General features: G+C 67.4%; 22 protein-coding genes and 5 tRNA genes. 15 read left to right on the forward strand and 12 right to left on the reverse strand.

What is annotated here, in order from left to right; translation table 11 throughout:
• Window positions 1–2: 2 nt before the first annotated feature.
• The 10 genes from BN3560_RS13700 (at window position 3) to BN3560_RS13745 (ending at window position 9,623) form a co-directional block, all read left to right on the forward strand.
• A complete protein-coding gene (locus tag BN3560_RS13700) occupies window positions 3–1,127 on the forward strand; it encodes a gluconeogenesis factor YvcK family protein (protein WP_096228478.1) in 1,125 nt (374 codons plus the stop codon).
• Window positions 1,106–2,038, forward strand: a complete 933-nt coding sequence (gene whiA / locus BN3560_RS13705) for a DNA-binding protein WhiA (RefSeq protein WP_096228479.1) — start codon at window positions 1,106–1,108, stop codon at window positions 2,036–2,038. Before BN3560_RS13700 ends, whiA begins: the two co-directional genes overlap by 22 nt.
• Window positions 2,039–2,110: 72 nt before the next feature.
• Window positions 2,111–3,112, forward strand: coding sequence for a type I glyceraldehyde-3-phosphate dehydrogenase (gap, locus tag BN3560_RS13710; RefSeq protein WP_096228480.1), 1,002 nt, complete (start codon window positions 2,111–2,113; stop codon window positions 3,110–3,112).
• A 206-nt stretch (window positions 3,113–3,318) separates the two neighbouring features.
• Window positions 3,319–4,503 (forward strand): phosphoglycerate kinase, encoded by a 1,185-nt coding sequence (locus tag BN3560_RS13715; RefSeq protein ID WP_096228481.1) that lies wholly within the window; start codon window positions 3,319–3,321, stop codon window positions 4,501–4,503.
• A gap of 66 nt (window positions 4,504–4,569) precedes the next feature.
• Window positions 4,570–5,340, forward strand: coding sequence for a triose-phosphate isomerase (tpiA, locus tag BN3560_RS13720; protein WP_096228482.1), 771 nt, complete (start codon window positions 4,570–4,572; stop codon window positions 5,338–5,340).
• On the forward strand, window positions 5,340–6,884 hold the full coding sequence (gpmI, locus tag BN3560_RS13725) for a 2,3-bisphosphoglycerate-independent phosphoglycerate mutase (RefSeq protein WP_096228483.1): 1,545 nt from the start codon (window positions 5,340–5,342) through the stop codon (window positions 6,882–6,884). The genes tpiA and gpmI overlap by 1 nt, the downstream gene beginning before the upstream one ends.
• 636 nt (window positions 6,885–7,520) lie before the next feature.
• Window positions 7,521–7,775 carry a preprotein translocase subunit SecG gene (secG, locus tag BN3560_RS13730; RefSeq protein WP_041238829.1) on the forward strand — a complete coding sequence of 85 codons (255 nt, stop codon included), beginning with the start codon at window positions 7,521–7,523 and terminating at the stop codon, window positions 7,773–7,775.
• Window positions 7,776–7,844: 69 nt separating this feature from the next.
• Window positions 7,845–7,933 (forward strand) — tRNA-Leu (locus BN3560_RS13735).
• Window positions 7,934–8,012: 79 nt separating this feature from the next.
• Entirely contained in the window at window positions 8,013–8,918 is a 906-nt protein-coding gene (locus BN3560_RS13740) for a cation diffusion facilitator family transporter (protein WP_096228484.1), read from the forward strand.
• Between the two features lie 12 nt (window positions 8,919–8,930).
• Window positions 8,931–9,623 (forward strand): HAD family hydrolase, encoded by a 693-nt coding sequence (locus tag BN3560_RS13745; protein ID WP_096228485.1) that lies wholly within the window; start codon window positions 8,931–8,933, stop codon window positions 9,621–9,623.
• A gap of 184 nt (window positions 9,624–9,807) precedes the next feature.
• On the opposite strand, the gene BN3560_RS13750 is transcribed toward BN3560_RS13745, so the two are convergent.
• The 4 genes from BN3560_RS13750 to BN3560_RS13765 all read right to left on the reverse strand — a co-directional run bounded on the left by BN3560_RS13750 (window position 9,808) and on the right by BN3560_RS13765 (window position 11,767).
• Window positions 9,808–11,196, reverse strand: coding sequence for a radical SAM protein (locus BN3560_RS13750; protein ID WP_161959469.1), 1,389 nt, complete (start codon window positions 11,194–11,196; stop codon window positions 9,808–9,810).
• A 224-nt stretch (window positions 11,197–11,420) separates the two neighbouring features.
• Window positions 11,421–11,496, reverse strand: a tRNA-Gly gene (locus BN3560_RS13755).
• A 51-nt stretch (window positions 11,497–11,547) separates the two neighbouring features.
• Window positions 11,548–11,621 (reverse strand) — tRNA-Cys (locus tag BN3560_RS13760).
• A 70-nt stretch (window positions 11,622–11,691) separates the two neighbouring features.
• Window positions 11,692–11,767, reverse strand: a tRNA-Gly gene (locus BN3560_RS13765).
• 245 nt (window positions 11,768–12,012) lie between these two features.
• Here BN3560_RS13765 and BN3560_RS13770 point away from each other — a divergent pair.
• Window positions 12,013–12,087, forward strand: a tRNA-Val gene (locus BN3560_RS13770).
• A 133-nt stretch (window positions 12,088–12,220) separates the two neighbouring features.
• On the opposite strand, the gene BN3560_RS13775 is transcribed toward BN3560_RS13770, so the two are convergent.
• Entirely contained in the window at window positions 12,221–12,373 is a 153-nt protein-coding gene (locus tag BN3560_RS13775) for a zinc ribbon-containing protein (RefSeq protein ID WP_087192136.1), read from the reverse strand.
• Between the two features lie 269 nt (window positions 12,374–12,642).
• Here BN3560_RS13775 and BN3560_RS13780 point away from each other — a divergent pair, with 269 nt between their 5' ends.
• Both BN3560_RS13780 and BN3560_RS13785 read left to right on the forward strand, forming a co-directional pair.
• The gene (locus BN3560_RS13780; protein ID WP_096228487.1) at window positions 12,643–13,842 is read left to right on the forward strand and encodes a GAF domain-containing sensor histidine kinase; all 1,200 of its coding nucleotides are present in this window, start codon (window positions 12,643–12,645) and stop codon (window positions 13,840–13,842) included.
• Window positions 13,839–14,483 carry a response regulator gene (locus BN3560_RS13785; RefSeq protein ID WP_015538819.1) on the forward strand — a complete coding sequence of 215 codons (645 nt, stop codon included), beginning with the start codon at window positions 13,839–13,841 and terminating at the stop codon, window positions 14,481–14,483. Before BN3560_RS13780 ends, BN3560_RS13785 begins: the two co-directional genes overlap by 4 nt.
• Window positions 14,484–14,623: 140 nt before the next feature.
• On the opposite strand, the gene BN3560_RS13790 is transcribed toward BN3560_RS13785, so the two are convergent.
• The 6 genes from BN3560_RS13790 to BN3560_RS13815 form a co-directional block, all read right to left on the reverse strand.
• Complete coding sequence (locus BN3560_RS13790) at window positions 14,624–15,538, reverse strand: 4Fe-4S binding protein (RefSeq protein ID WP_096228488.1); 915 nt, start codon at window positions 15,536–15,538, stop codon at window positions 14,624–14,626.
• Window positions 15,535–15,792 (reverse strand): chaperone NapD, encoded by a 258-nt coding sequence (locus tag BN3560_RS13795; protein WP_087192140.1) that lies wholly within the window; start codon window positions 15,790–15,792, stop codon window positions 15,535–15,537. Before BN3560_RS13795 ends, BN3560_RS13790 begins: the two co-directional genes overlap by 4 nt.
• Before the next feature lie 161 nt (window positions 15,793–15,953).
• A complete protein-coding gene (locus BN3560_RS13800) occupies window positions 15,954–16,286 on the reverse strand; it encodes a hypothetical protein (RefSeq protein WP_096228489.1) in 333 nt (110 codons plus the stop codon).
• A gap of 5 nt (window positions 16,287–16,291) precedes the next feature.
• Entirely contained in the window at window positions 16,292–18,862 is a 2,571-nt protein-coding gene (locus BN3560_RS13805; protein ID WP_096228490.1) for a molybdopterin-dependent oxidoreductase, read from the reverse strand.
• A gap of 91 nt (window positions 18,863–18,953) precedes the next feature.
• Window positions 18,954–19,562 carry a 4Fe-4S dicluster domain-containing protein gene (locus BN3560_RS13810; protein ID WP_096228491.1) on the reverse strand — a complete coding sequence of 203 codons (609 nt, stop codon included), beginning with the start codon at window positions 19,560–19,562 and terminating at the stop codon, window positions 18,954–18,956.
• A gap of 327 nt (window positions 19,563–19,889) precedes the next feature.
• Window positions 19,890–20,666, reverse strand: a complete 777-nt coding sequence (locus tag BN3560_RS13815) for a teichoic acid transporter (RefSeq protein ID WP_096228492.1) — start codon at window positions 20,664–20,666, stop codon at window positions 19,890–19,892.
• Window positions 20,667–20,941: 275 nt separating this feature from the next.
• Here BN3560_RS13815 and BN3560_RS13820 point away from each other — a divergent pair, with 275 nt between their 5' ends.
• Entirely contained in the window at window positions 20,942–22,045 is a 1,104-nt protein-coding gene (locus tag BN3560_RS13820; RefSeq protein WP_087192145.1) for a TerC family protein, read from the forward strand.
• 88 nt (window positions 22,046–22,133) lie between these two features.
• Here BN3560_RS13820 and BN3560_RS13825 read toward each other — a convergent pair whose 3' ends face one another.
• Window positions 22,134–23,045 carry a diacylglycerol/lipid kinase family protein gene (locus tag BN3560_RS13825; protein ID WP_087192146.1) on the reverse strand — a complete coding sequence of 304 codons (912 nt, stop codon included), beginning with the start codon at window positions 23,043–23,045 and terminating at the stop codon, window positions 22,134–22,136.
• Window positions 23,046–23,118: 73 nt separating this feature from the next.
• Here BN3560_RS13825 and rnd point away from each other — a divergent pair, with 73 nt between their 5' ends.
• Window positions 23,119–24,276, forward strand: a complete 1,158-nt coding sequence (gene rnd / locus BN3560_RS13830) for a ribonuclease D (RefSeq protein WP_096228493.1) — start codon at window positions 23,119–23,121, stop codon at window positions 24,274–24,276.
• Window positions 24,277–24,487: the final 211 nt, after the last annotated feature.

The following is a 24,487-nucleotide window of genomic DNA, read 5'->3' on the forward strand; positions in this document are numbered from 1 at the left end:
CCATGGCGAAGCCCGCGTTCACCCACGATCCCTCGGCCACCGCCGCCTTCGCGGCGCTCGGCTCCACGCCTCCCGTGGTCGGGCCCGGCGAGCACCTGCGCGCCGTGGTCATCGGCGGCGGTACCGGCGCCCCCGTGTCCATCCGCACGCTCCTGTCCATGGGCCTGGACACGGCCGCCGTCGTGGCCATGGCCGACGACGGCGGCTCCACCGGCGTGCTGCGCGAGGAGGCGAACGTCACGCCCCCCGGCGACGTGCGCAAGTGCCTGGCCGCCATGGCGGCCGATCCCGCCGACCCGCTCACTCGCGCGTTCAAGTACCGCTTCCCGTTCGCGGGCAACCACACGCTGGGAAACCTCATGCTCTCCGCGCTCGAGGACGCGGCCGGGTCGTTCCCGGAGGCCATCGCCATATGCGAGCGGCTGCTGGGCGCCCAGGGCCGCGTGTACCCCTCCACGCTCGACCGCGTGACGCTCGTGGCGCGCACGCGCGACGGCCGCGAGCTGGAGGGCCAGGCCGTCGCCTGCCATTCGCGCACGGCGCTCGAGCGCGTGACGCTGCGCGCCGACCGCTCCATCGAGGCCTACCCGCCCGCCCTCGAGGCCATCCGGAAGGCCGACCTCATCGTGCTGGGCCCCGGGTCGCTCTTCACATCCATCATTCCGAACCTGCTGGTGCCGGGCGTGGTCGACGCCATACGCGCATCCCAGGCGAGCACGCTCTTCGTGTGCTCGCTCGCCGACATGCAGGGCGAGACCTGGGGCCTCACGGCCCGCGAGCACGTTGAGGCGCTCATGGACCACGGCCTGCGCGGACTCGTTGACTACCTGCTGGTGCACACGCCGGTGCCGCTGCGCCCCGACAGCCCGGCCGCCGGCGTGTTCGGCGCCATGACCGGCGCCGAACCCGAGCACGCCTCCACGTCGGGCCTCGACGATGCGGAGCTCTCGGGCCGTATCCGCCCGGTGAGGATCAGCTACCATGACGTGCAGGCCATCCAGGCCCAGGGACCGGTGGTCATCGCGCGCAACCTCGTGGACAGCGGCAGCCCCACGTGGCATGATCCGCAGGCCCTGCGCGACGCGTTCTCGGGGGTGTTGAAGCTATGTCGTTCACGGCAGAGGTAAAGGACGAGCTCGCGCGCGTGCCGCCCACCTGCTCGCACTGCGAGAAAGCCACGCTGGCGGCGCTCGTGCGCATCGAGGGCACGCTGTTCTTCAGCGGGCAGGGAACCTACCGCATCGAGATAGCCACGGACGTGCCCAGCGTGGCGCGCCTCATCATTAAGCTGCTCCACGAGCTGTACCACCTGAAGACCGAGCTCACCGTGCGCCGCAGCGTGCTGCACAAGACGCCGAACTACCTTATAGAGGTGCCGGCACAGCCCCATCTGGCCGATGCGTTGCGCGACATGGGCGTGCTCTCGGAGGAGGGCGGCCTGGAGCTGGGCATCAAGGAGAGCCTCGTGGCGAAGGAGTGCTGCACGGCGGCCTACCTGCGCGGCGCTTTCCTCGGGAGCGGCTTCGTTTCCGACCCGCGCGGCGACTTCCACTTCGAGGTCACCGTGGAGAGCGGGGACCTGGCCGAGGGGCTCGTGGATCTGCTCGACCGCAAGGGCATCAACGCGCGCGTCATGCAGCGGCGCAGCTCGCACATGGTGTACTTGAAGAGCGGTGCCGCCATCCTCGAGTTCCTCGCGTTCACCGGCGCGCACCAGAGCGCGCTGTCCATGGAGAACGCGCGGGTCATCAAGAGCGTGCGCAACGACGTGAACCGCATGACGAACGCCGAGATTGCGAACCAGGCGAAGGCGGCCAGCGCCTCGGTGGACCAGATCTACGCCATCAAGGAGGTGCTGGAGGCGCACGGCATGGAGAACCTGCCCCCGGCGCTGCAGGAGTTCATACGCCTGCGCGTGACCTATCCCGACGCCACCCTCAAGGAGCTGGGCGAGCGCGCGACCCCGCCCCTGTCCAAATCGGCCGTTTACCATCGCGTTCGCCGGATCGAGCAGATGGCGAAAGAGTTACACCGCTAGAATGGTTTGCGTACGTGTTGTATCATCGTCTCAGCTTCAGCGAGCAAGAGTATCTTATGAAAGGGGATACGCATGGCAATCAAAGTAGGCATTAACGGATTCGGTCGCATCGGCCGCCTGGCGTTCCGCGCGATGGTGGAGGATCCCGAGATCGAGGTCGTGGCAGTAAACGACCTCGGCGACATTCCGACGATGGCCCACCTGCTCAAGTACGATTCCATCCACGGGCGCGCCTTCGACACGGTCGAGGTCACCGAGGACGGCTTCGTGGCCGACGGCCATGCGGTCAAGGTGCTCTCCGAGCGCGAGCCGGCCAACCTGCCCTGGGGCGAGCTGGGCGTCGACGTGGTCGTGGAGTCCACGGGCTTCTTCACCGACGGCACGAAGGCCAAGGCGCACCTCGACGCGGGCGCCAAGAAGGTCGTCATCTCCGCGCCGGCCAAGAACGAGGACATCACCATCGTCATGGGCGTGAACGACGACCAGTACGATCCCGAGAAGCACAACATCATCTCGAACGCCTCGTGCACGACGAACTGCCTGGCCCCCTTCGCGAAGGTGCTCATGGACAACTTCGGCATCAAGCGCGGCTACATGAACACGATCCACTCCTACACGAACGACCAGAAGATCCTCGACCTTCCCCACAAGGACCTGCGTCGCGCCCGCGCGGCCGCCATGTCGATGATCCCCACCACCACGGGCGCCGCCCGCGCGGTGTCGCTCGTGCTGCCCGAGCTCAAGGGCAAGCTCGACGGCTTCGCCACCCGCGTTCCCACGCCGGACGGCTCGATGGTCGACCTCACGGTTGAGCTTGAGAAGGACGCCACCGCCGAGGAGATCAACGCCGCGATGAAGGCCGCCGCCGAGGGCCCGCTCAAGGGCATCCTGGAGTACACCGAGGACCCGATCGTCTCCATCGATATCGTGGACAACCCGCACTCCTCCATCTTCGACAGCAAGCTCACCATGGTGCTGGGCGGCGAGGGCAACTTCGTCAAGTGCATCTCCTGGTACGACAACGAGTGGGGCTACTCGAACAGGGTTAAAGATCTGGTGAAGATTTTGCTCTAACGAGCAAAATCTCTGTCGACGCTGCGGGGCGCTGGGGCACCCGATCTTCGCACGATGCCGCGGACTCGCGTACCCAAGTACGCATCGCCCGCGCCATCCCGCGAATCTCGGGCACCGCAGCGCCCCTCGCTGTCTTACTACGCCAACCTGTGCGCCTGTTTTCACGCTTCGCGCGAATTAGACGCGCTTCGCAGAAGGAGGGCCCTATGGCCGATATCAAAACCATCGACGAGCTGGACGCCGCCGGGAAGCGCGCGCTCGTGCGCGTCGACTTCAACGTGCCGGTGAAGGACGGCGCCGTCGCCGACGACACGCGCATCCGCGCCGCGCTGCCCACCATCGAGAAGCTCGTTGCGCAGGGCGCGCGCGTCGTGCTCATGAGCCATCTCGGCCGCCCGGCGGGCGAGGGCTTCGAGGAGGCGTTCACGCTGCGCCCCGCCGCGCAGAAGCTCTCCGAGCTCTTGGGCAAGCCCGTCGTGTTCGCAACCGACACGGTGGGCGACGACGCGCGCGCGAAGGCCGCGTCTCTGCGCGACGGCGACGTGCTCGTGCTGGAGAACCTGCGCTTCGACAAGCGCGAGATGAAGAACGACCCCGCGTTCTGCGAGGAGCTGGCCGCGCTCGGCGACGTGTACGTCAACGACGCGTTCGGCACCGCGCATCGCGCCCATGCCTCCACGGCCGGCGTCGCGGCGCTGCTGCCGGCGTACGCGGGCTACCTCATGCAGCGCGAGGTGTCCACGCTCTCGGGCATGCTCGAGGCGCCCCGCCGCCCGTTCGCGGCCATCCTCGGCGGCTCGAAGGTGTCCGACAAGATCAAGGTCATCGATGCGCTCATGGACACCTGCGACACGCTCATCATCGGCGGCGGGATGTGCTTCACGTTCCTGCTGGCCCAGGGCAAGCAGGTGGGCACGTCGCTCAAGGAAGATGACTGGGTGGAGCGCGCGGCTGCCATGATCGAGAAGGCCGAGGCGCGCGGCGTGAAGCTGCTGCTGCCCGTGGACGTCGTCGTCGCCGACCGGTTCGCGGAAGATGCCGAGACGCTCACGGTTTCGGTCGACGACATCCCCGGTGATATGATGGGCCTCGATATCGGGCCCGAGACGGCGAAGCTCTACGCCGACGCCGTGGCAGAGGCCCAGACCGTGTTCTGGAACGGCCCCATGGGCGTGTTCGAGATGCAGCCGTTCGAGGCCGGCACGAAGGCCGTGGCCGAGGCCGTGGCCGCCAACGCCGACGCGGACACCGTCATCGGCGGCGGCGACAGCGTGGCCGCCGTCAACAAGTTCGACCTGGCCGACAAGATGACGTTCATCTCCACCGGCGGCGGCGCCTCCATGGAGCTCGTCCAGGGCGAGGCGCTTCCCGGCGTTGAGGCGCTGCGGTAGGACCCGTTCCGTGCGGCCCCTGCAACGTGGACGGGCCGCACAACACTCGAAGGAAAGGATACCCCAATGGCACGCAAACCCATGATGGCGGGCAACTGGAAGATGAACAACACGGTGGGCGAGGCGGTGGTGCTCACGCAGGAGATCTCGAACCAGTACGAGAAGGAGTGGCCTGAGTCGGTCGACATCGTCATCTGCCCGCCCTACGTGGACCTCAAGCCGGCCAAGACCGTGCTCGACTTCGACAAGACGAAGATCGCCGTGGGCGCGCAGAACGTGTACTGGGAGCCGAAGGGCGCCTACACCGGCGAGATCTCGGTGCCCATGATCAAGGAGATCGGCTGCGCGTGCTCCATCGTGGGCCACTCCGAGCGCCGCGAGCTGTTCGGCGAGACGAACGAGGACGTCAACCTCAAGGTGAAGGCGCTCGTCGAAGGGGGCCTGTACGCCATCGTGTGCGTGGGCGAGTCGCTGGCCGTGCGCGACGAGGGCACGACCGACGAGTACGTCACCGCCCAGGTGCGCGCCGCCTTCGCCGGCGTGGATGCGAGCGATGCAGCAGGCTGCGTCGTGGCCTACGAGCCCATCTGGGCCATCGGCACGGGCCGGACGGCCACGCCCGAGCAGGCCGAGGCCGTGTGCGCCGCCATCCGCGCGACGCTCGCCGAGCTCTTCGGCGGCGAGGCGGCCGAGGAGATGCGCGTGCTGTACGGCGGCTCCATGAACCCCGGCAACGTGGAGGGCCTGCTGGCCCAGCCGAACATCGACGGCGGCCTCATCGGCGGCGCCAGCCTCAAGTGCGAGTCGTTCGTGCAGCTGATCGAGGCGTGCCTGTGATGGAGCGCGCTCGTCTCACGCTGCCGGCCTGCCTCGTCATCATGGACGGGTTCGGCTTGGCCGAGCCCGGCCCCGGCAACGCCATCTCGCAGGCGCGCACGCCGAACCTCGACGCGCTGTTCGCAGAGCGTCTGTGGACGTGCCTCGAGGCCTCGGGCGAGGCCGTGGGCCTTCCCGAGGGACAGATGGGCAACTCGGAGGTGGGGCATCTCAACATCGGCGCGGGGCGCGTGGTGTTCCAGGAGCTCACGCGCATCAACCGCGCCTGCGCCGACGGCTCGCTGGCGGCGAACCCCGTGCTGAACGACGCGTTCGCCGCGGCGCGCGAGCCGGGCGCGGCGCTGCATCTCATGGGGCTCGTGTCCGACGGCGGCGTCCATTCCTCCAACGAGCATCTCTACGCGCTCGCGCGCGCCGCGAAGGAGGCCGGGGTCGGGCATATCGCGGTGCATTGCTTCATGGACGGCCGCGACGTGCCGCCGAAGAGCGGTGCGGGCTACCTGGAGGAGCTCGAGGCCGTGCTGGCCGAGCTGACCGACGACGCGTGCGCCGCCGAGATAGCCAGCATCTCGGGGCGCTACTTCGCCATGGACCGCGACAACCGCTGGGAGCGCGTCGAGCAGGCGTGGCGCGCCATCGTGGCTGCCGATCCGTGCACGGACGCAGCGCCGGCCGAGGTCATGGCGGCCTCCTATGCCGAGGGCGTCACCGACGAGTTCGTCGTGCCCACGGCGCTCTCCGGGCGCGGGGTGCAGGACGGCGACGCCGTCGTGTTCTTCAACTTCCGGCCCGACCGTGCCCGCGAGATCACGCGCGCGCTGGTGGACCCGGCGTTCGAGGGCTTCGGGCGCAGCCGGTTCCCGCGGGTGAGCTTCGTGTGCCTGACCGAGTACGACCCGGAGATCCCCGCGCCGGTGGCCTACCCCAAGGAGTTCCCCGGCAACGTGCTGGCCGACGTGCTGGCGGCGGCGGGCCTGCGCCAGTACCACATCGCCGAGACCGAGAAGTACGCCCACGTGACGTTCTTCCTGAACGGCGGCCGCGAGGAGCCGAAGACGGGGGAGGAGCGCGCGCTCATCCCCAGCCCCAAGGTGGCCACCTACGACCTCAAGCCCGAGATGAGCGAGCCGGACGTGGCCGCCACGCTGGCCGCCGCCATCGACGCCGACGAGGCCGACGTCTACCTCGTGAACTTCGCGAACTGCGACATGGTGGGCCACACCGGCGTCATCCCGGCCGCGGTGGCCGCCGTCGCGGCGGTGGACGCGGGCGTGGGCGAGGTGCTCGCCGCGCTCGAGCGCAAGGGCGGCGTGGCGCTGATCACGGCCGACCACGGCAACGCCGACAAGATGCTCGGCGAGGACGGCTCGCCGTTCACGGCGCACACCACGGCTCCCGTGCCGCTCGTGCTCGCGGACTTCGCCGGAACCGGCCGCACCCTCGACGGCCGCGAAGGTGCGCTCTGCGACATCGCGCCGACGCTGCTCGAGCTCATGGGCTTGCCGAAGCCCGCCGAGATGACGGGCAGGAGCCTGCTCGCGTAACCCGGCATGATCGGCCGACCCCGAGAGGCGTTGCGGCCCGAGCCGCGGCGCCTCTCTTCTTGGTCGCGGGCGGCCCTGTGCCCATCGGGCTGTAGCGTAAAAAGCCCCCTTATGCCAAAAAAGGAGCGGTTTGGCAATCGTGGGAAGTGATTCGCCGCCTGCCTTTCCCATATCGTCCGGGAAAGGCCAGGTCGCGTCTTGCGACTTGGCCGTCGAGGGCGGCCTCCCTTGCCAAACCGACTCATTTTTGGCAGGGGAGGCCCGAAATGGCGACAAGGGGGCTGCACGCAACAGGGCTTCGTCGTGCACGGCGGGGTTCTGCCAGGCACGACAGAGTACCGTCGTGCCTGGCAGAGTTACGTCGCGCACGACAGGGTTCTTCTGCGTACGGCAGGGTCCCTCCAGACGCGGCAGGCGGAGCCGGCCGTCCGAAACCAAGGTACGGCCGGCTCCGAACCAAAGCCGGGCCGTCAGGCCGACGGCAGGGCGGCGTCCTGCATGTCGTCGGCGCGCTGTTCTGGACGTTTTGCGATACCCACGCCCTGTGACCCATCCCGCTTGCCAGGGAAGGCGCTTTTCGGGTATACTTCATGACTTGTGTAAACGTTCGTTCTCAATGGAAAGAAGAGAGACGCCTTGAACCCGTTCCTTATCATCATGCTCATCCTGCTCGTCGTCTCGGGCTTGGGCCTCATCGTGTTCATCCTGCTGCACTCCGGCAAGGGCACGGGCATATCCGACATGATCGCCAGCTCCGTGTACTCCACGCAGACGGGCACGAGCATCGTGGAGAAGAACCTCGACCGCATCACCATCATCTTCGCGGTAGTGTTCCTGCTGTCGCTCATCGTGCTGATGATCATCTACCCGCAGGGAACGATCGCAAAATAGCGAAAATTCGCTCTTCACAAGCAGCGAGGGTTCGGGTAGAATAACCAGCGTTGCTTGTGAGCAGCATATGTCGGAGTGGTGGAACGGCAGACACGCTAGCTTGAGGTGCTAGTGCCCACACAACGGGTGTGCGGGTTCAAATCCCGCCTCCGACACCATCGAAGCTAGAAGGAGAGTCCGAGTGGCTCTCCTTTTTCGTATTCTGGCCCCTGACGAGAAGATGCGGAGGAATCGAGCATGGCGAAGGCGCTTGCTGCCAAGGACGCGGTCTCCACGCGCATGCGGTCGATCCGCCGGGTGCTGTGGATCGTGCTCGTGCTGAACCTGGCCGTGGCGGCTGCGAAGTACGTGTACGGCGCCGTCACCGGGTCGGCGTCCATGCAGGCCGACGGCATCCATTCGGTGTTCGACTCCGCCGGCAACGTGGTGGGGCTCGTGGGCATCGCCCTGGCCTCGCGGCCGGCCGACGAGGGGCACCCCTACGGCCACGCGAAGTTCGAGACGTACGCGAGCCTCGTCATCGGCGTGCTGCTGCTCCTGGCCGCCTTCGAGGTGGGATCGAGCGCCGTAGCCAAGCTCGCGTCGGGCTCCTATACGGCAGAGGTCACGCCGCTGTCGTTCGTGGTCATGGCAGGCACGCTGGCCGTGAACCTGGGGGTCACCACCTACGAGCGGCGCTGCGCCAAGCGCCTCAAGAGCGAGGTGCTGGCGGCTGACGCCAACCATACGCTCTCCGACGCGCTCGTGTCCGTCGGCGTCATCGTGGGCTTGGCGGCCGTGGCGCTCGGGTTCCCCATGGCCGACCCCGTCATGGCGCTCGTGGTGACGCTCGCCATCCTGGCCACGGCCTGGGACGTGTTTAAGCACGCTCTGGCCACGCTCTCGGACCGGGCGCGCATTCCCGAGGAGGACGTGCGCGCGGCGGCCCTGGCGGTGCCCGGCGTGCGCGACGCGCACCGTATCCGCACGAGGGGCACGGAAGGGGAGGTCTACGCGGATCTGCACGTGCTCGTCGCGCCGGAGATGACGGTGAAGGACGCCCACGGCCTCTCGGAGCGCGTGGAGCGCGCCGTGGAGGAGCGCTTCCCGAACGTGGCGGAGGCGCTCGTGCATATCGAGCCCGACGACGGGCACGTGGACTAGGAGGGGAGCCGCATGGTGGAGGCCGTTTTCTTCGACGTGGGATCGACGCTCATCCGGCCGTGCCCGTCGGTTGCCGAGACGATGGCGCGTGCAGCCGCCGAGCGCGGGCACGCGCTGACCGTGCGCGACTTCGAGCTCCACATGCCCGCCATGGACGCCTACTACGAGGCGGAGTACCTGCGCGACGGGGACTTCTGGTGCTCGCACGAGGGCTCGACGGCCATCTGGCTGGACCAGTACCGCTACGTGTGCCACCTGGCGGGCATCGGGCACGACGCGGAGGGGATGGCTGCCGCGGTGAACGGGGCGTACCGCCACGCGGCGAGCTGGGAGGTGTACGCGGACGTCGCGGGCTGCCTGCGCGCCCTCAAGGAGCGGGGGCTCGCCCTGGGCGTCGTGTCGAACTGGGACGCCGAGCTTGAGGACTTGCTCCGCGACCTGCGGCTGCTGCCGTACTTCGACACGGTGGTTTCGAGCGCCGCAGTGGGCTACCGCAAGCCGAACCCCGTGATCTTCGACCTCGCCTGCGAGCAGCTGGGCGTGCGGCCCGGCGCGTGCGCGCACGTGGGCGACCGCCCCGACGCGGACGGGGACGGGGCCGCGGCCGCCGGCATCCGCCCCGTCATCATCGACCGTCACGGCGCCGAACCTGACTGCCCCTACGACCGCGTGGAAACCCTCGGAGACATCCCGAGCTTCCTATAAGGAATCCCCCACAGGTCGACCCCTCTCGCCCCGCACGGGCGCCCGGGCCCCCGGTTGCAAAAGCACACCACGGCACCGAGAGGCCCTGTAGGCGGCGGCAGGCGGGACGAGGAGCTTTCGCGCAGTGTGTGCGACGAGTTCCGCCTGCCGCCGCCTACAGGGCCGGCCTCGCAGGTCCGTGGAGCTACTTCCGCCTCCCCGCGTTAGGCCCGCTCGTCCAGTGCCCCTCCTCCCACAGGCGCTGCGCCACGGGCTCCCAGCGGTCGGCTGCGGCGTGCGTCTTCGCGCAGAGCGCCGCCGCGTCCTCCGGCTCCTCCAGGTCGGTGGAGCGGGCGCCCGAGGCCTCCACCATCTGGGCCAGGCGGTCCTTGTTGTCCAGCACGGGGCAGGGCCGCAGGTGGTTGCCGTTGAAGGGCTGGTTGTCGTGGTAGGCCATGAACAGCGGCCGCTTGAGTGCCTCCAGAAGGGGGGTGTCGCGGATGTTCGCGTCCGAGTAGTGGATGAACGCGCAGGGCTCAATGTCGCCGTTCGCGTTGATGTGCAGGTAGCGCCGCCCGCCGGCGATGCACCCCTGCGTGAACTCGCCGTCGTTCCAGAAGTCCATGGTGAACAACGGCTTCGTCTCGCGAAACGCGCGTATCCGGCGGTACATGAACGCGCGGTCCTCGGCCGTGGCCAACAGGTCGGTCGGTGCGGAGGCCCCTACGGGCATGTAGGTGAAGAACCAGGCGAACTTCGCCCCGCGCGCCACGAGGTCGTCGAAGAACGCCTCGCTGCCGATGGAGGCGGCGTTTGCGTGCGTGTAGCAGCACGACACGCCGAAGGGCAGGCGATGGCGCCTCAGCACGTCCATGGCCCGCACGACGGCGGCGTAGGTGCCCTTGCCGCGGCGGGCGTCCGTGGCCTCCTCGAAGCCCTCCACCGAGATGGCGGGGATGAGGTTCCTCACCCGCAGCATGTCCTCGGCCAGCGCGTCGTCGATGAGCGTGGCGTTCGTGAACGCCGTGAAGGCGCAGTCGTCGTGCTTCTCGCACAGGCGGATGACGTCGCGCTTGCGCACGAGCGGCTCGCCGCCCGAGAACAGGTAGAAGAACACCCCCAGCTCCTTGCCCTGCTCCACGATGGAGTCCAGCTCCTCGAACGTGAGGTTGAGCCGGTCGCCGTACTCGGCTGCCCAACAGCCGGTGCAGTGCAGGTTGCAGGCGCTCGTGGGGTCCACGAGCAGGGCCCATGGCACGTTGCAGCCGTGCTCGGCCGCCGCGGCGTCCTGGCGGCGCAGCCCGATGAGGCTCGCGTTCACGAGGAAGTTCTCCAGCACCTTCTGGAGCACGCCAGGGTCGATGTCGGCCCACAGGCTCTTCAGCAGCACCATCCAGTTGTTGTCGGGATGGTCGATGACCTCGTGGAACAGGGCGCGCTGTTCCACGAGGTAGTCCTTGGGAACCAGCGCGTCCACGGCTTTGAGCATCTTGGGCAGCTGCACGTCGGGGTCGCCTCCCTGTGCGTACGCCAGCAGCTTGCGCGCGACTGCCGACTGCGCGCCCTCCGCGATGGTCTTCTTCGTGGATGACATTGGTCTGCTCCTTTCCGGGGGATATCGCAGAACATGATGGCAGAAGGCCTGGAACAGGGGGCGGTTTGTCATCCGGTTGGAACGGGGAGGTTGTCGAGCTGTTGGAGTGCAGCTGCATCGGGGGGGGGCTGGCCGCGGGACGCTGCCGGACGAGGGAACCCGTCGCCGTATGCCGCAGGATAAGAAAAAACCCGCCGGATCGATGTCCGGCGGGCGGGGTTTCGTGGAGCGGACGACGGGGTTCGAACCCGCGACCCCGACCTTGGCAAGGTCGTGCTCTACCAGCTGAGCCACGTCCGCATTGTGAAGCGTGCAGTGCTTTGGTCATCCGTCCTCGCAAGGAGGAGCGAATGGAGGCGACGCCCGGATTCGAACCGGGGGTGAAGGCTTTGCAGGCCTCTGCCTTACCACTTGGCCACGTCGCCGTGTTGCGGCAAAACCGTCATGGAAAAGGCCGGCCAAAACTTTGGAGTATGACCGGCCTCGTGATGACGATGGAGCGGACGACGGGGTTCGAACCCGCGACCCCGACCTTGGCAAGGTCGTGCTCTACCAGCTGAGCCACGTCCGCGTCGCGAGGAGATATAATACTGGAACGACCACTTTCGCGCAAGACCCCATTTCTGATTTTTTCACATCTCGATGACAACTCTTTCCAAAGGCCGCGTTTTCCGCTGCGCTGCGGGATACCGCGTCCACGCCAAGCCCGCAATTCGAAACTTTTCGTCCGAAAAGTGAAAAGGCCCTTTGACACGGCGCCGTGTTCTGGTAACATACCAATTCGTCGGTACGGACGGCGTCCGAACCGCGGAATGTGCGCGATTAGCTCAGGGGGAGAGCATCACCTTGACACGGTGGGGGTCGCAAGTTCAAATCTTGCATCGCGCACCATCGAAACTCGAAAGGCACCCTTGCGGGTGCCTTTTTCATGCAGCCGCCCCTCGCGGGCGCCTGTCTGGCGCGGACCTCGCGCAGGCCGGCACCCTTGCGGGCGCTGGCCTGCCATCGTTTCGGCCCGCGCGCGTCAGTCCTCGTCCTCGAGCTTCTCGAACTCGTGGTGGCCGCAGTTGGGGCAGGCGGGCAGCTTCTCGGTATCGCTCGTAATGCGCACGATGTAGCCGCAGTTCTTGCAGCGGTAGCGCCCTTCGCCGGGCTGGTCTCCGGTATGGAACTCCATGTCGCGCTCCTTTCGCTTGTCGGGGGGATCCTTCGGCAAGCAGCCTACCACGCGGCCGCCCCTGGGCGGTGGCGGCCCTGCAACGGCACGGCGAGCATTCGGCGACGCCCCTGCGGCGGGCAAGGCGCGCCGCAGGCTCCTGCGCAGGCGCGCGCGGGCCGAATGTCGTGCAACGGCACGCGAAATAGGGGATAATGGGGAAGAGCAAGGGGAGGCCGTTTCGCGGAGACGGCGGCAGCTGCATCCGCACCGAGGCGAGGGGGAGAGGCATGGGGGCGTCGAATTTCTGCGAGGACGTGCTTGCGGGCAGGAGCGAGGTCTACGCGCGTGTCGTGGAGGACCTGAAGGAGCGCTACGGGTTCGACTTCGTGGGCTTGGGGTTGACGGCGTTTTTGGGGGCGCCGCTCAAGTGGATCTACAGCGCGGGCGCCACCGACGAGCGGCACCACCGCATCGTGCTCGCGCCCGGGCACGGCATCGGCGGCATCGTCATCAAGGCGGGAAAGCCCATGCTGTTCACGAACATAGATGCCGAGATCGACCCGCGCGAGTACTCGTCGTACCCCATCGTGTTCGCCGAGGACCTGCACAGCTTCTGCGCCCTGCCGCTCGTGAAGGAGGGCCGTGTCGTGGGGGCCATCCTGTGCGCGTTCCGCACCGTGAGCGACGCGCACCGCACGAGCTACAGCCGCTTCATAGCCGACCAGAAGGGCCGGCTCGCCGACTTCGACCTGGTATCGAGCGACTTCATGGACTTCGAGCGCATCGCCGAGGAGAAGCGCGACGACGAGGCGGACAGCCCGCTGCTCGTCCACTCGGAAGTGTCGCGCGTCATCGCCGCCCAGGAGGCCGAGCGCAAGCGCATCTCGCGCGAGCTTCACGATGGCATAGCCCAGGAGCTCCTGGGCATCTCGTTCGTGCTCAAGCGCCTTGAGCCGTACCTGAGCCGCGACGCGGAGGCGCGCCAGCTCTTCACGGAGGCCAACAACGACATCGACCGCATCCTGGACGAGCTTCACAACATCTCGGTGGAGCTGCGCCCCTCGGCGCTCGACCACCTGGGCTTCATCCCGGCCCTGCGCTCGCAGGCGGCCGTGTTCGAGAAGACCTACGGCGCCGAGATCGTGTTCGAGGGGAACCTGTCGCGCAAGCGCTTCGACCCCGCGCTCGAGACGCAAACCTACCGCATCTGCCAGGAGGCCGTGCTGAACGCCTGCAAGTACTCGGGCGCCGACAAGGTCTACGTGACGCTGGAGGACGCCGACGGCTGGATGCACGCCACCGTCGTGGACCATGGCTGCGGCTTCGACGTGGAGCACCCCGAGGTGAAGGGGAGCGGCTGCGGGCTCTCCGGCATGCGCGAGCGCGCACGTCTGATCGGCGCCACCCTCACGATGGCCTCCGACGGGGGCGGCACCGTCGTGACGCTCGTCGCGCCCATGAAGATGGCGGAAGGCGGTGCGGCATGATACGCGTGGTGCTGGCCGACGACCACGAGGTGGTGCGCGCCGGGTTCAAGATGATCTTGGAGCAGGACGCCGAGATCAAGGTGGTGGCCGAGGCTGCGGACGGCACGCAGGCCTATACGATAGTCTCGCGCGAGAGGCCCGACATCCTGCTCATGGACATCTCCATGCCGCCCGGCCAGAGCGGCCTGGTGGCCTGCGAGAAGATCGCGCGCGACTTCCCCGGCACGCGCATCGTCATCCTCACCATGTTCGCCGAGCCCGAGTACCTGTTCTACACGCTGCGCGGGGGAGCTGCGGGCTACGTGCTGAAGAACTCCACGTCAGAGGAGCTGCTCTCCGCCGTCCACGCCGTGGCCGGGGGCGGCAGCTACATCCACCCGAAGATGGCCGCGCTGCTCACCAAGCAACTCGTGGGCGCCGGCGAGGAGGAGGACCGCTCCTACCAGCAGCTGTCGAACCGCGAGCTGGAGATACTGCAGCTTCTGGCGAAGGGGTACACGAACAAGGAGATATCGGAGCAGGTGTACCTCTCCGTGAAGACCGTGGAAGCCCATCGCTCGAAGATCTACAAGAAGCTCGGGTTCAAGACCCGTGCCGATTTGGTGTCCTACGCCCTGGAGCACAAGCTGCTGGACGTGTGAGCCCTTGTGGCCGGCCGGAGGGGAGCTTGCCTGTTGGGGGAGGTGCTGTCCGGCGCATGCGATCGACCTCGGCGGGACCGCCCGGCGTGCTGGGCGGTCCCGCATCGCGCAGGTGCCTTCGACCGGCTATGGGAGCGCCCTTACGCTTTCGCGGGGACCTCGTCGGCGGAGGCTTCGGGCGCCTCCTTGGCGCCCTTGCCCAGGCCCAGCGACAGGGCGCGGGTGGGGCAGGCATCCACGCAGGAGCCGCAGGCCATGCAGTCGCCGGCGCGCACGTACGTCTCGTCTCCGGCGAGCACCGGGTTCAGGATGGACGGGTCGGCCAGGCACGCCTTGCGGCACGCGTCGCAGTGGATGCAGGCCGTGCGGTCGTACCTCGCGTTCACCACGCCCACGCGGCCGATGGCCTCGTAGAAGCCGCCGAGCGGGCAGAGCGCGCGGCACCACACGCGGTGGCCCCAGAAAAGCTCCGCCGCCACGATGGCCCCGAGCGTCCAGAGCCCCGCCACGCTGCCGAAGAGGATGCCCTTGTTCACGGCGCCGATGGGCGAGAACGACTCGAACAGCGGCACGCTGGTGGCCGCCGACAGCACGAGCACGGCCAGCGCGACCCCGATCTTCGCGCGGCGCGGCACGGGCGCCTCGCTTACCTTGATGCCCAGCTTGCGGCGCAGCGCGTCCACCAGCTCCAGCAGCAGGTTCACCGGGCACACCCAGCCGCAGAACGCCCGGGCGCGCACGAGTCCGTAGAACGCCACGACCGGCAGCGCGAACCAGAGCCACTCGAGCTCGAACGTCTTGGAAGCGGCGACGACCTGAAGAACCCCGAACGGGTCCAGGAGGGTGACCCCTCCTATCGATGAAGAGGAAAGGCTGCCGAAAAAGGGAAGGTCGGCAGGAGTGGGAACAGGGTCGTCGCCGCCGACGGACACCCCGAACAGGCCCCAGCCGGCAACGAGCAGCGGCGCGGCGAACAGCAGCAGGGCCGCTATCTGCACCGCGTGCCGCAGCCAGGACCACTTGAGTGAATGCGAGGTGTTCGGGGTGCGCATCATCTCTCGGCTGCCTTCTGCACCGTGGGGTCGTCCTCGAAGTTGGCGTACACCAGGTTGATGCCGATGACGCCCTCGAGGGCGACGAACGTGCTGGCGATGTCGTGCGACTCGTCGAGCGTCTCGGCCTCTATGGTCACCACGACCTTGTAGCCGTTCGTCTCGTGCACCTCGACGCCCTCGATGCGGCCGAGGTCCTCGGCCACGCGCGCCGTGGTTTCGGGCGTCGTCTCCACGACGAGGCTTGATATGACCATGCTGTTCTCCTTGCATTCGGGTGCCCCGCATCGGGGCACGTTCCGTTTGGCTGTCCGCGAAAGCGGTCGCAGGGAACGCTTTCGCGGACAGCCAAGGTGGCGAAGGGGGTTGGGGCGGCGGAGGGAGCCGCCCCAACGGGGAAGGGTGCTTTCTCGACGTGCTAGCCCTGCACGTGGCAGGTGTTGCACTGGTCGTGCGTGGGATCGAGCTCGAGCGTCTGGGACGAGCCGTCCGCATAGTGGTCCTCGGGCATGGCCTTGGAACCGTTCAGCATCGGGTTCGAGCGCTCGCTCGCGCCGTGGCAGCCGTAGCAGCCGGAGGCGCCCAAGGTCTCGAACCGGTCCTGATGGGTGGCGGGCATGAGCGGCGGCGCGCCGACCGGCACGTTCGCGTTCACGTCCTCCGCGGGCGCGGGGCCCGAGCATCCGGCCGCGGCCAGCGTACCGAACGCCATCGCAACCACGAGGGCGCCGGCAACCAAATGTTTCCTCATAGCGATCACCCCTCGACCTTCGTGATAGAGACGCAGGTCTTCTTGTAGTCGGGCTCCTTCGACAGCGGGCAGTACGTGTCCTGCACCGCCAGGTTCACCAGCGTCTCCTCGGCGAAGAAAGGCGCGAACACGATGCCCTCCTGCGGTTCGGTGCGACCGGCCGTGGAGGCCTTGATGTCGAACTCGCCGAAGCGCGATTTCACGTGCACGAGGTCGCCGTCCTTCACGCCGAGCTTCGACGCGTCGTTCGGATGGATGTTCAGCAGCGCCTCGGGCAGCGCGCGGTCGAGCTCGGGCACGCGGCGCGTCATGGTGCCGGTGTGCCAGTGCTCCAGGAGGCGCCCTGTGCAGAAGTAGAACGGGTACTCGTCGTCGGGCTCTTCTGCCGGCGGCTCGTAGGGGCGGAACACCACCGAGGGCTTCAGGTTGGCGGACTTGTAGAACGACAGGTTGTTGGCCAGGCCCTGCTTGCCGTACTTCGCCACGCCTATCTCGTCGAAGCCGTCGGCTTGCTTGCCGTCGGCGAAGCGCCAGTGCGTCTCGAGCCACTTTCCGTCCACGTTGCGCACGGGCCAGGTCATGCCGTGGCGCGCCAGGTACTCCTCGTAGGGCGCCAGCTGCTTGGCCTCCATCTTCAGCTTCGCGTTGAACTTCCCGTCGGCGTCGTCGTTGATGGCCTTGGCCTTCTCGTTCATCTCGGGGTTCGAGAAGATGCGGTACTCCTCCCACAGCAGGCGGTTCGTCTCGCGCCCGTCGTTCTTGAAGTCGTGCGCGCCCTTGTCGTAGATGAAGCCGAACAGGTGGTCGAAGGCGTCCTTGCCGTCGATCTGCTCGCCGTCGAGCACGCGGTGCGCCACCTCCATGAACGCCCACAGGTCCCACTTGGCCTCGCCCGGCGGGTCCACGGCCTTCTCGAACACCGCCGTGCGCCGCTCGGCGTTGCCGAACTGGCCCTCTCGCTCCACCCACAGGGCCACGGGCAGCACGACGTCGGCGTACTGGGTGGACAGCGTCGGGTACACCTCGTTCACCACGATGAACGTGTCGAAGATGCCCTTCTTGTCGCCCTGTCCCAGGAAGCGGGTGAGGTTCGGCATGGACTGCGCCCAGTTGTTGTGCGCGGTCCACAGGAAGTCGAGGTTGCCCTTCGACATCTCGCGGAAGATCTTCACCGTGTGCATGCCGGGCTTCTGGATGGCGTCGAGGTAGCCCTCGGGCAGATCCCAGATGGCCTCGGTGTAGCGGCGGTGCTGGGCGTTGGCCACCAGGAGGTCGGCGGGCAGGCGGTGAGAGAACGTGCCCACCTCGCGGGCCGTGCCGCAGGCCGTGGGCTGGCCGGTGAGCGAGAACGGGCCGCAGCCGGGGCGGGCGATCTTGCCGGAGAGCAGGTGGATGTTGTAGAGGTTGTGGTTCATCCAGGTGCCGCGGTTGTGCTGGTTCACGCCCATCGTCCACAGCGACATGATGTTCTTGTCAGGGTCGGCGAACTCGAGCGCGAGCGCCTTCAGGTCCTCTGCCGGCACGCCGGAGAGCTCCGAGGTGTACTCGAAGGTGTAGGGCGCCAGGCGCGCGGCGTACTCCTCGAACGTGATGGGGCTCACGGCGTCGACGGTCTTGCCCACGTCGCTGGCGTCGTAGCCGTCGTCGGTGGCATTGCCGATGTTCTCGGTGCCCTGCTTGAACTGCAGGTGGTCGTTCACGAAGGCCTCGTCGTACTTCTTGTTCTGCACGAGGTAGTTCGCGATGCAGTTCGCGATGGCCAGGTCGGTGTTCGGCTTGAACAGCATGACCGTATCGGCGCTAACAGACGTGCGGGTGCGCAGCGTGCCCAGGTCGTAGTGCTTCACGTTCTTGCCCGAGAGCTTGCGGGCCGTGAGGCGCGAGTACAGCATGGGGTGCGCCTCGGCCATGTTGGCGCCCCAGGTGACGAACACGTCGGCGTTGTCGAGGTCGGCGTAGCAGCCGGCCGGCTCGTCGGTCTGGAACACGTTCATGAAGCCCACCACGGCGCTGGCCATGCACAGGCGCGCGTTCGGGTCGACGTTGTTGGACAGCAGGCCCGCCTTGATGAACTTGGCGCAGGCGTAGCCCTCGGTGATGGGCTGCTGGCCGGAGAGCCAGAACGCCAGGCGGGTCTTGTCGGCCTTCCACGTTTCCTTGAGCTTCGCGGACACGAGCTCCAGCGCCTCGTCCCACGTGGCCTCGCGCAGGCCCTCGTCGGTGCCCTTCGTGGCCTTGTCCTCGCGGATGAGCGGCTTGGTCAGACGGTCGTCACCGTAGAGGATCTTGCCCAGGTAGTAGCCCTTCACGCAGTTGAGTCCCTTGTTGGAAAGGTTCTCCGGGTCGCCCGTCACGCTCACGAGCTTGCCGTCCTTCACCTCGCAGATCACGCCGCATCCGCAGCCGCAGAACCGGCACACGGCCGTGTGCTTCTGCCCCTCGCCGCCCGACGCGGCGCCCGTGGAGCCCGAACCGCCGCCCGCGCAGCCGGTCATCGACGCTAAGCTGCCCGCCGCTGCGGCGCTCGCCAGCGCGACGGCCGTCGCCTTGACGAATGCTCGTCTTGAGATGTCCATGACACCCCTCCTTCTCTCCCTTTTAGCTCTTAGCTTTTAGCTCTTCGCTCTTCTATCCCACCGTTCCTCGAACGGATTGGCAGTGCTTGGGTCAGGCGCCGGCACGGGGATGCTCGGCGTCGGTCCTGATGCGGATGGCGACGTCCGGCTCGTCCACCACGCAGCGCTCGACGCACAGGCCGCAGCCCACGCACTGCTCCTCGTCGATGACGGGAGCGAACACGGAATGGATGGCATCGCCCTCGCGCAGGCGGTAGTCGATCGAGATAGCCTGGTCGATGAGCGGGCAGGTGCGGTAGCACACCTCGCAGCGCATGCCCTGGAACGCGATGCACAGATCCTCGTCGATCACGGCCGTGCCCATGCGCACGTCGGAGCGCTCCTCGATGCCGCGCAGCGCGTTCGTGGGGCAGGCCTCGACGCAGGGAAAGTCCTCGCACAGGCGGCAGGCCTGGGCGCGCGCGTCGACCATGGGGGTCCCGGCGGCGAGTCCCTGGTTGCCGGGTGCAGGGAAGAGGGCGACGTACGGGCAGGCCTCCACGCACTTGCCGCATTTGATGCAGCGGGCCGAGAAATCGGCCTCGCCCTGCGCCCCGGGGGGTCGCAACAGGCTCTTTGCGGGGCCCTGCACGGCATAGGCGACGCCCTGGAAGGCCACGGCAGCGGCTGACAGGCCGGCTATGACGCTTGATAGTCTCATTCGCTCCCTCTTTCCTCACCTCGTATGATGCGCCGAAGGCGAGGTCCTGCCAATCGGGGTAGCCCCGAGGATGCACCGGGGAAGCCCCTCAAGGGGGCAAGGGTTTTCTTCTATTTTTTGCGGTGGATAATTAAAGAGGAGACAGGGGAGACAGGGGGACGGGGATAACGTCATCATTTTTGGCAAACAAAAATGATGACGTTATCCCCGTCCTGTGTCACGCTGCGTCATGTCCTGTGTCATCAGGGAGGTACCGCCCTTGGCTGCGCCGCAGAACGAGGCATCGTTCCCGTCCCCCTGTCTCACCTGCCTCCTGCGGCGGGGCGTCTAGGCGTACAGGCGGATGCCCACGTACACGGCGGTGTCCGGCAGTCCCTTGATGTCGTAGACGCTCGAGAGCTTGATGGCGGACACGCGCCAGTGGTACGTGGCGTCGCCTGCGGCGACCGTGCCCTCCTGGAACGTGTTGCCCGACTCGTCGACGGCCATCTCGCCGGCCGTGGCCGGATCGAAGCCCTCGGAGGCGATGGCCGTCTGCACGGCGGCCTCCACGCTGCCGGACGAGAAGTCGGCGTACTTCACGCGCATGTTCACGGAACCGCCCGCCTCGGACGTGAACTGCCATGATCCGTTGAGCAGCAGGGTGGCGTCGGCCGCGGACAGGCTGGATACGTTGCTGTACATGAGAAGGGCCTGGGCCTCGCTCACGTCGTCGGGCAGCTTGATGAGGTCCAGGTTGCCGCTTTCGTCGCCGGAGAGCGCGCCCTTGTCGGCGATGGACCAGCCGGATTCCGCGAACGCGGTCTTGACGCCCTCGGCATCGAGGCCGACGAGCGAGGCGAGGTTCGGCAGGCTGGCCATGGAGGCGGGGCGTGCGAGGTTCTGCTCGACCGTCGCCCGCGTGCGCTCGGCCGAGTGCGTCACGTTGTCGATGACGTTGAACAGGAAGACCCCGCCGATGACGGCTGCGGCCAAGACGAACGCGGCCATGGCGAGCATCTGGGGCCGGGGCGCCTCCAGCGGGCGGGTGAGCGAGCTGCCGTCCAGGTAGCGGACGGGGCCGTCGCCCGCGTCGTAGCCGTTCTTTCGCGCGTTGAAAAACATGAGCGTACTCCTGAGGGGTTTGTGTGCTTTGGGCATTATAGCATTGTTCCCACACCGCTCCGTGATAGGATACGTCTCGCCCGTGGGGGAGTAGTTGGCTCGCGCTCTGGAAGCGCGAGCGGCACGTTCAACATCATGGCCGAAAAGCCTGGCGTGTCTTGAATAACGAGACTCATGGCGCAGCTTGCATGCATGCAGCCGCGCCATGAGTCTTTTTTGTGGACTCTGCCCGCCTGCGGTACGGACGAGGAACCCGACAAAGGAGCTAGCAACCCGTGGATCTGTCAATCTTCGCATCGCCCGAGGCATGGATCAGCCTGGTCAGCCTCATCTTCCTGGAAATCGTGCTCGGCGTGGACAACCTGGTGTTCATCTCGATCACCACGAACCGCCTGCCCGAGGACAAGCAGCACATCGGCCGCAAGCTCGGCCTGGCGGGCGCGCTCGTCATGCGCATCGTCTTCCTGTGCTTCGCGTCGTTCCTCGTGCATATGACCACGCCGCTGTTCACCATCGACCTCGGGCCCTACGCGCACGGGTTCTCGGTGCGCGACCTCGTGCTGCTCGTCGGCGGCGCCTACCTTATCTACAAGGGCATCGCCGAGCTGCGCGACACGCTCAAGCTCACCGAGCTCAAGGCCGAGCACTGCGAGGAGCACAAGGCGCTCCACCGCATCGCGCTGCCGCAGGCGGTGGGCACCATCATGGTCATGGACCTCGTGTTCTCCATCGACTCGGTCATCACGGCCGTGGGTATGGCCGACCACCTCATCATCATGATCATCGCCGTCATGCTGGCCGTGTTCCTCATGATGATCTTCATCGACCCCATCTCCAACTTCATCAACGGGCACCCCGAGATGAAGATGCTCGCGCTCACGTTCATCGTGGCCATCGGCTGCCTGCTGGTCATCGACAGCGCGGGCTTCCACACCGGCATCGAGCTCATGCACATGCCGCTCGAGAAGCTGATCGTGTACTTCGCCATGGTGTTCTGCATCGTGCTCGAGGTCATCCAGATGCGCTATAACGCGAACGTCCTCGCGTGGCGCAAGGAGCGCTGGCAGAACGAGACGGCCGCGCAGATCGACAGCGTGCGCGCCGAGATGATGGAGCAGATGAAGCGCGATGCCGACGGCGATGCCGCCGCAGGGGCTTCGGCCGAGGGCGCGAAGGCGGCCGCCGCCGAGCGCATCCGGCCCGTCATCATCGGCAACAACGTGTACGTGATGATGCCGATGGCCGGAGAGGACGCCGCATCGTTCAAGGAGCTCATGGCCTCCTCGAGCACCGCGAGCGCCGCCTTCGACGCCCCGCTGGAGATAGGCGCCCAGGTGGAGGACGTCGAGCCGACGTACGAGGAGCCCGCGGAGAAGTAGGCGTGCCCCTCTTCTCCAGCCGGCCGTGAGGCAGGGGGCGGGGATGGCGTCTGGCGTGGCAGGGGGACGGGCGTCCCCCTGCCACGCCCTATTTCTCGGCGAAGAGGCTCCAGCCTTCCTCGCTCACGAAGAAGCGGGCGGCGCGGCGCATGATGTGGGCGGTGAACGGCGTGGTGAGGTTGGTGGCCTCGCCGTCGTACTGCACCTCCATGGGCGGGTCGGCCTCCACGCGCACCTCGCGGGCGCGGTGGATCTCGAGCGAGCCCGTGCGTTCGGGGAAGTCGCCGCCGCGGTCGAGCAGGCCGGCGAGGAGCGCGGGGATGAGCTCGAAGGCGTTCTGGGCCTTCAGCACCACCACGTCGAACACGCCGTCGCGCGGCTCGTTCTCATGCGTGACCGTGATGTCGAACTGGATCTTCGAGAAATTCACCAAAAGGATGCCCAGGCCCTCGCTCTCAACGTGCTCGCCGTCGAGGTCCAGCTTGAACTTGGAGGTCTGCGGCAAGGGGTTCGCCAAGGCGGCCGAGAAGTAGGCCATGGGGCCCAGGAGGCGCTTCGCCGGCGCGGCGCCGTGCATGATGGCCGCGTCGTAGCCGGCCCCCGCCATGATGCCGAAGCCGAAGCGTTGCCCGTCCACCTCGATCTCGCCCAGGTCGAAGTCGAGCGTGCGCTCCTCGCGCACGAGCTTCGCGAGCGCGTGGGGCTCCATGGGCGAGGCCAGGTTCGCGGCCAGCAGGTTCGCCGTGCCCGCGGGAAACGGCAGGATGGGGACGCCCGTGTTCGCCAGACGGTAGCTCACGGTGGCCACCGTGCCGTCGCCGCCGCTCGCCACCACGGCGTCGAACGCCTCCGCGTCGCCCAGGAGGTCGCGCACGTCGGTGGTGCCGTCGGTCGAGCGCACGCACACCTCGTCGCCGTCGCGGGCGAACGAGCGGATGAAGTCGTAGACGGACCCTTCTCCGAAACCCGAGGCAAGGTTGTTGATGACGAGCAGTTTCACACAATCCCTTTCTGTTTGCTATGATGGCATAGTACAACATGGAGCGCGGATGACAAGGCAAGGAATCTCGTACATGTATATTGCTACCCAGGAAAACCTCGCGGCATTCGTGGAGCGGGCGCGCTCGTCGAGCGTGCTCGCCATCGACACGGAGTTCTTGCGCGAGAAGACGTACTACGCCAAGCTGTGCCTTTTGCAGATGGCCACCGACGACGAGGTGGTGATCGTCGACCCCTTCGAGATGGACGACCTTTCCGTGATGGCGCCGCTTTTGGAGGACGAGCGCATCGTGAAGCTCTTCCACGCGGCGGGGCAGGACCTGGAGATCATCCTGCGCGAGGTGGGCGTGCTCCCGCGCCCCGTATTCGACACGCAGATCGCGGCGGCGCTGCTGGGCCACACGCAGCAGATCGGCTACGCGGCGCTCGTGCATGCCGAATGCGGCGTGTCGCTCAAGAAGATCGACTCGTTCACCGACTGGTCGCGCCGGCCGCTGTCTGCCTCGCAGCGCGACTACGCGGCCGACGACGTGGTGTACCTCCCGCGGCTGTATGCGGGCATGCGGGCGGCGCTGGAGGAGAAGGGGCGGCTGCACTGGCTCGACCACGACTTCGAGGAGCTGTCCGACCCGGCGCGCTACGAGGCGAACGAGCGCGAGCGCTTCCGGCGGCTCAAGCGCGTGTCCCAGCTGTCGCGCCGGCAGCTCTCGGCCGCGCGCGAGGTGGCGGCCTGGCGCGAGCTGGAGGCGCAGCGCCGCGACGTGCCGCGGAAGTGGGTGGTCACCGACGAGCAGATCGTGGAGGCGTGCAAGCGCGAGGCGCGCACGATCGACGAGCTGTTCATGGTGCGGGGGCTGTCCGACCGCCTGTCCACGAAGGACGCGCGCGCGGTGGTGTCGCTCATCTCCTCGGCGCTCTCGGCGCCGCCGGACACGTGGCCCGAGCTCGACCGCTGCGGCAAGAGCGAGCCGAACGTGGATGCAGAGCTCGACCTCATGAGTGCGCTCGTGCGCCTGAGGGCCAAGGAGAACGGCATCGCGTTCCCCACGCTGGCCAGCCACGACGACCTGGCGCGCGTCGCGCGCGGCTACCGCGAGGGCGTGGACCTGCTGCGCGGCTGGCGGCGCGCCATCGTGGGCGAGGAGCTGCTGGAGCTGCTGGACGGCCGGCTGGCGCTTAGCCTGGACGGCGGGCTCAAGGTGGAGCGGCGGGAGGGCCCCGGCGCCGCGTGAGGCCGGCCGGGTTCGCGCGGCCCGGAAAGGCGGCGGGCACCTGGGCAGGCCGCTCCTGATAAAGGCCCGCGGCCGCAAGGTTGCGGGAAGATCACGGCTCGGTAACGCGCCTTTGGTGATTCCGCGCTGTTTGCCGCGCGTTTTCAGCCCGATTTCACGCTCTTGTATAATACAGGTGTACGGTAAAAAGCGGCCGCCATGCGGTCGCGGA

Source organism: Gordonibacter urolithinfaciens, from assembly GCF_900199375.1.
Taxonomy (GTDB): Bacteria; Actinomycetota; Coriobacteriia; order Coriobacteriales; family Eggerthellaceae; genus Gordonibacter; species Gordonibacter urolithinfaciens.

Excerpts from the sequence above, each read along its gene's own strand:
- tpiA (WP_096228482.1), top strand. The coding sequence starts at position 4,570 with ATGGCACGCAAACCCATGATGGCGGGCAACTGGAAGATGAACAACACG.
- BN3560_RS13740 (WP_096228484.1), top strand. The coding sequence starts at position 8,013 with ATGGCGAAGGCGCTTGCTGCCAAGGACGCGGTCTCCACGCGCATGCGG.
- BN3560_RS13800 (WP_096228489.1), bottom strand. The coding sequence starts at position 16,286 with ATGAGGAAACATTTGGTTGCCGGCGCCCTCGTGGTTGCGATGGCGTTC.
- whiA (WP_096228479.1), top strand. The coding sequence starts at position 1,106 with ATGTCGTTCACGGCAGAGGTAAAGGACGAGCTCGCGCGCGTGCCGCCC.
- BN3560_RS13785 (WP_015538819.1), top strand. The coding sequence starts at position 13,839 with ATGATACGCGTGGTGCTGGCCGACGACCACGAGGTGGTGCGCGCCGGG.
- BN3560_RS13805 (WP_096228490.1), bottom strand. The coding sequence starts at position 18,862 with ATGGACATCTCAAGACGAGCATTCGTCAAGGCGACGGCCGTCGCGCTG.
- BN3560_RS13775 (WP_087192136.1), bottom strand. The coding sequence starts at position 12,373 with ATGGAGTTCCATACCGGAGACCAGCCCGGCGAAGGGCGCTACCGCTGC.
- gpmI (WP_096228483.1), top strand. The coding sequence starts at position 5,340 with ATGGAGCGCGCTCGTCTCACGCTGCCGGCCTGCCTCGTCATCATGGAC.
- BN3560_RS13780 (WP_096228487.1), top strand. The coding sequence starts at position 12,643 with ATGGGGGCGTCGAATTTCTGCGAGGACGTGCTTGCGGGCAGGAGCGAG.
- gap (WP_096228480.1), top strand. The coding sequence starts at position 2,111 with ATGGCAATCAAAGTAGGCATTAACGGATTCGGTCGCATCGGCCGCCTG.
- BN3560_RS13715 (WP_096228481.1), top strand. The coding sequence starts at position 3,319 with ATGGCCGATATCAAAACCATCGACGAGCTGGACGCCGCCGGGAAGCGC.
- BN3560_RS13700 (WP_096228478.1), top strand. The coding sequence starts at position 3 with ATGGCGAAGCCCGCGTTCACCCACGATCCCTCGGCCACCGCCGCCTTC.
- BN3560_RS13750 (WP_161959469.1), bottom strand. The coding sequence starts at position 11,196 with ATGTCATCCACGAAGAAGACCATCGCGGAGGGCGCGCAGTCGGCAGTC.
- BN3560_RS13745 (WP_096228485.1), top strand. The coding sequence starts at position 8,931 with ATGGTGGAGGCCGTTTTCTTCGACGTGGGATCGACGCTCATCCGGCCG.
- BN3560_RS13795 (WP_087192140.1), bottom strand. The coding sequence starts at position 15,792 with ATGGTCATATCAAGCCTCGTCGTGGAGACGACGCCCGAAACCACGGCG.
- BN3560_RS13790 (WP_096228488.1), bottom strand. The coding sequence starts at position 15,538 with ATGATGCGCACCCCGAACACCTCGCATTCACTCAAGTGGTCCTGGCTG.
- rnd (WP_096228493.1), top strand. The coding sequence starts at position 23,119 with ATGTATATTGCTACCCAGGAAAACCTCGCGGCATTCGTGGAGCGGGCG.
- BN3560_RS13810 (WP_096228491.1), bottom strand. The coding sequence starts at position 19,562 with ATGAGACTATCAAGCGTCATAGCCGGCCTGTCAGCCGCTGCCGTGGCC.
- BN3560_RS13815 (WP_096228492.1), bottom strand. The coding sequence starts at position 20,666 with ATGTTTTTCAACGCGCGAAAGAACGGCTACGACGCGGGCGACGGCCCC.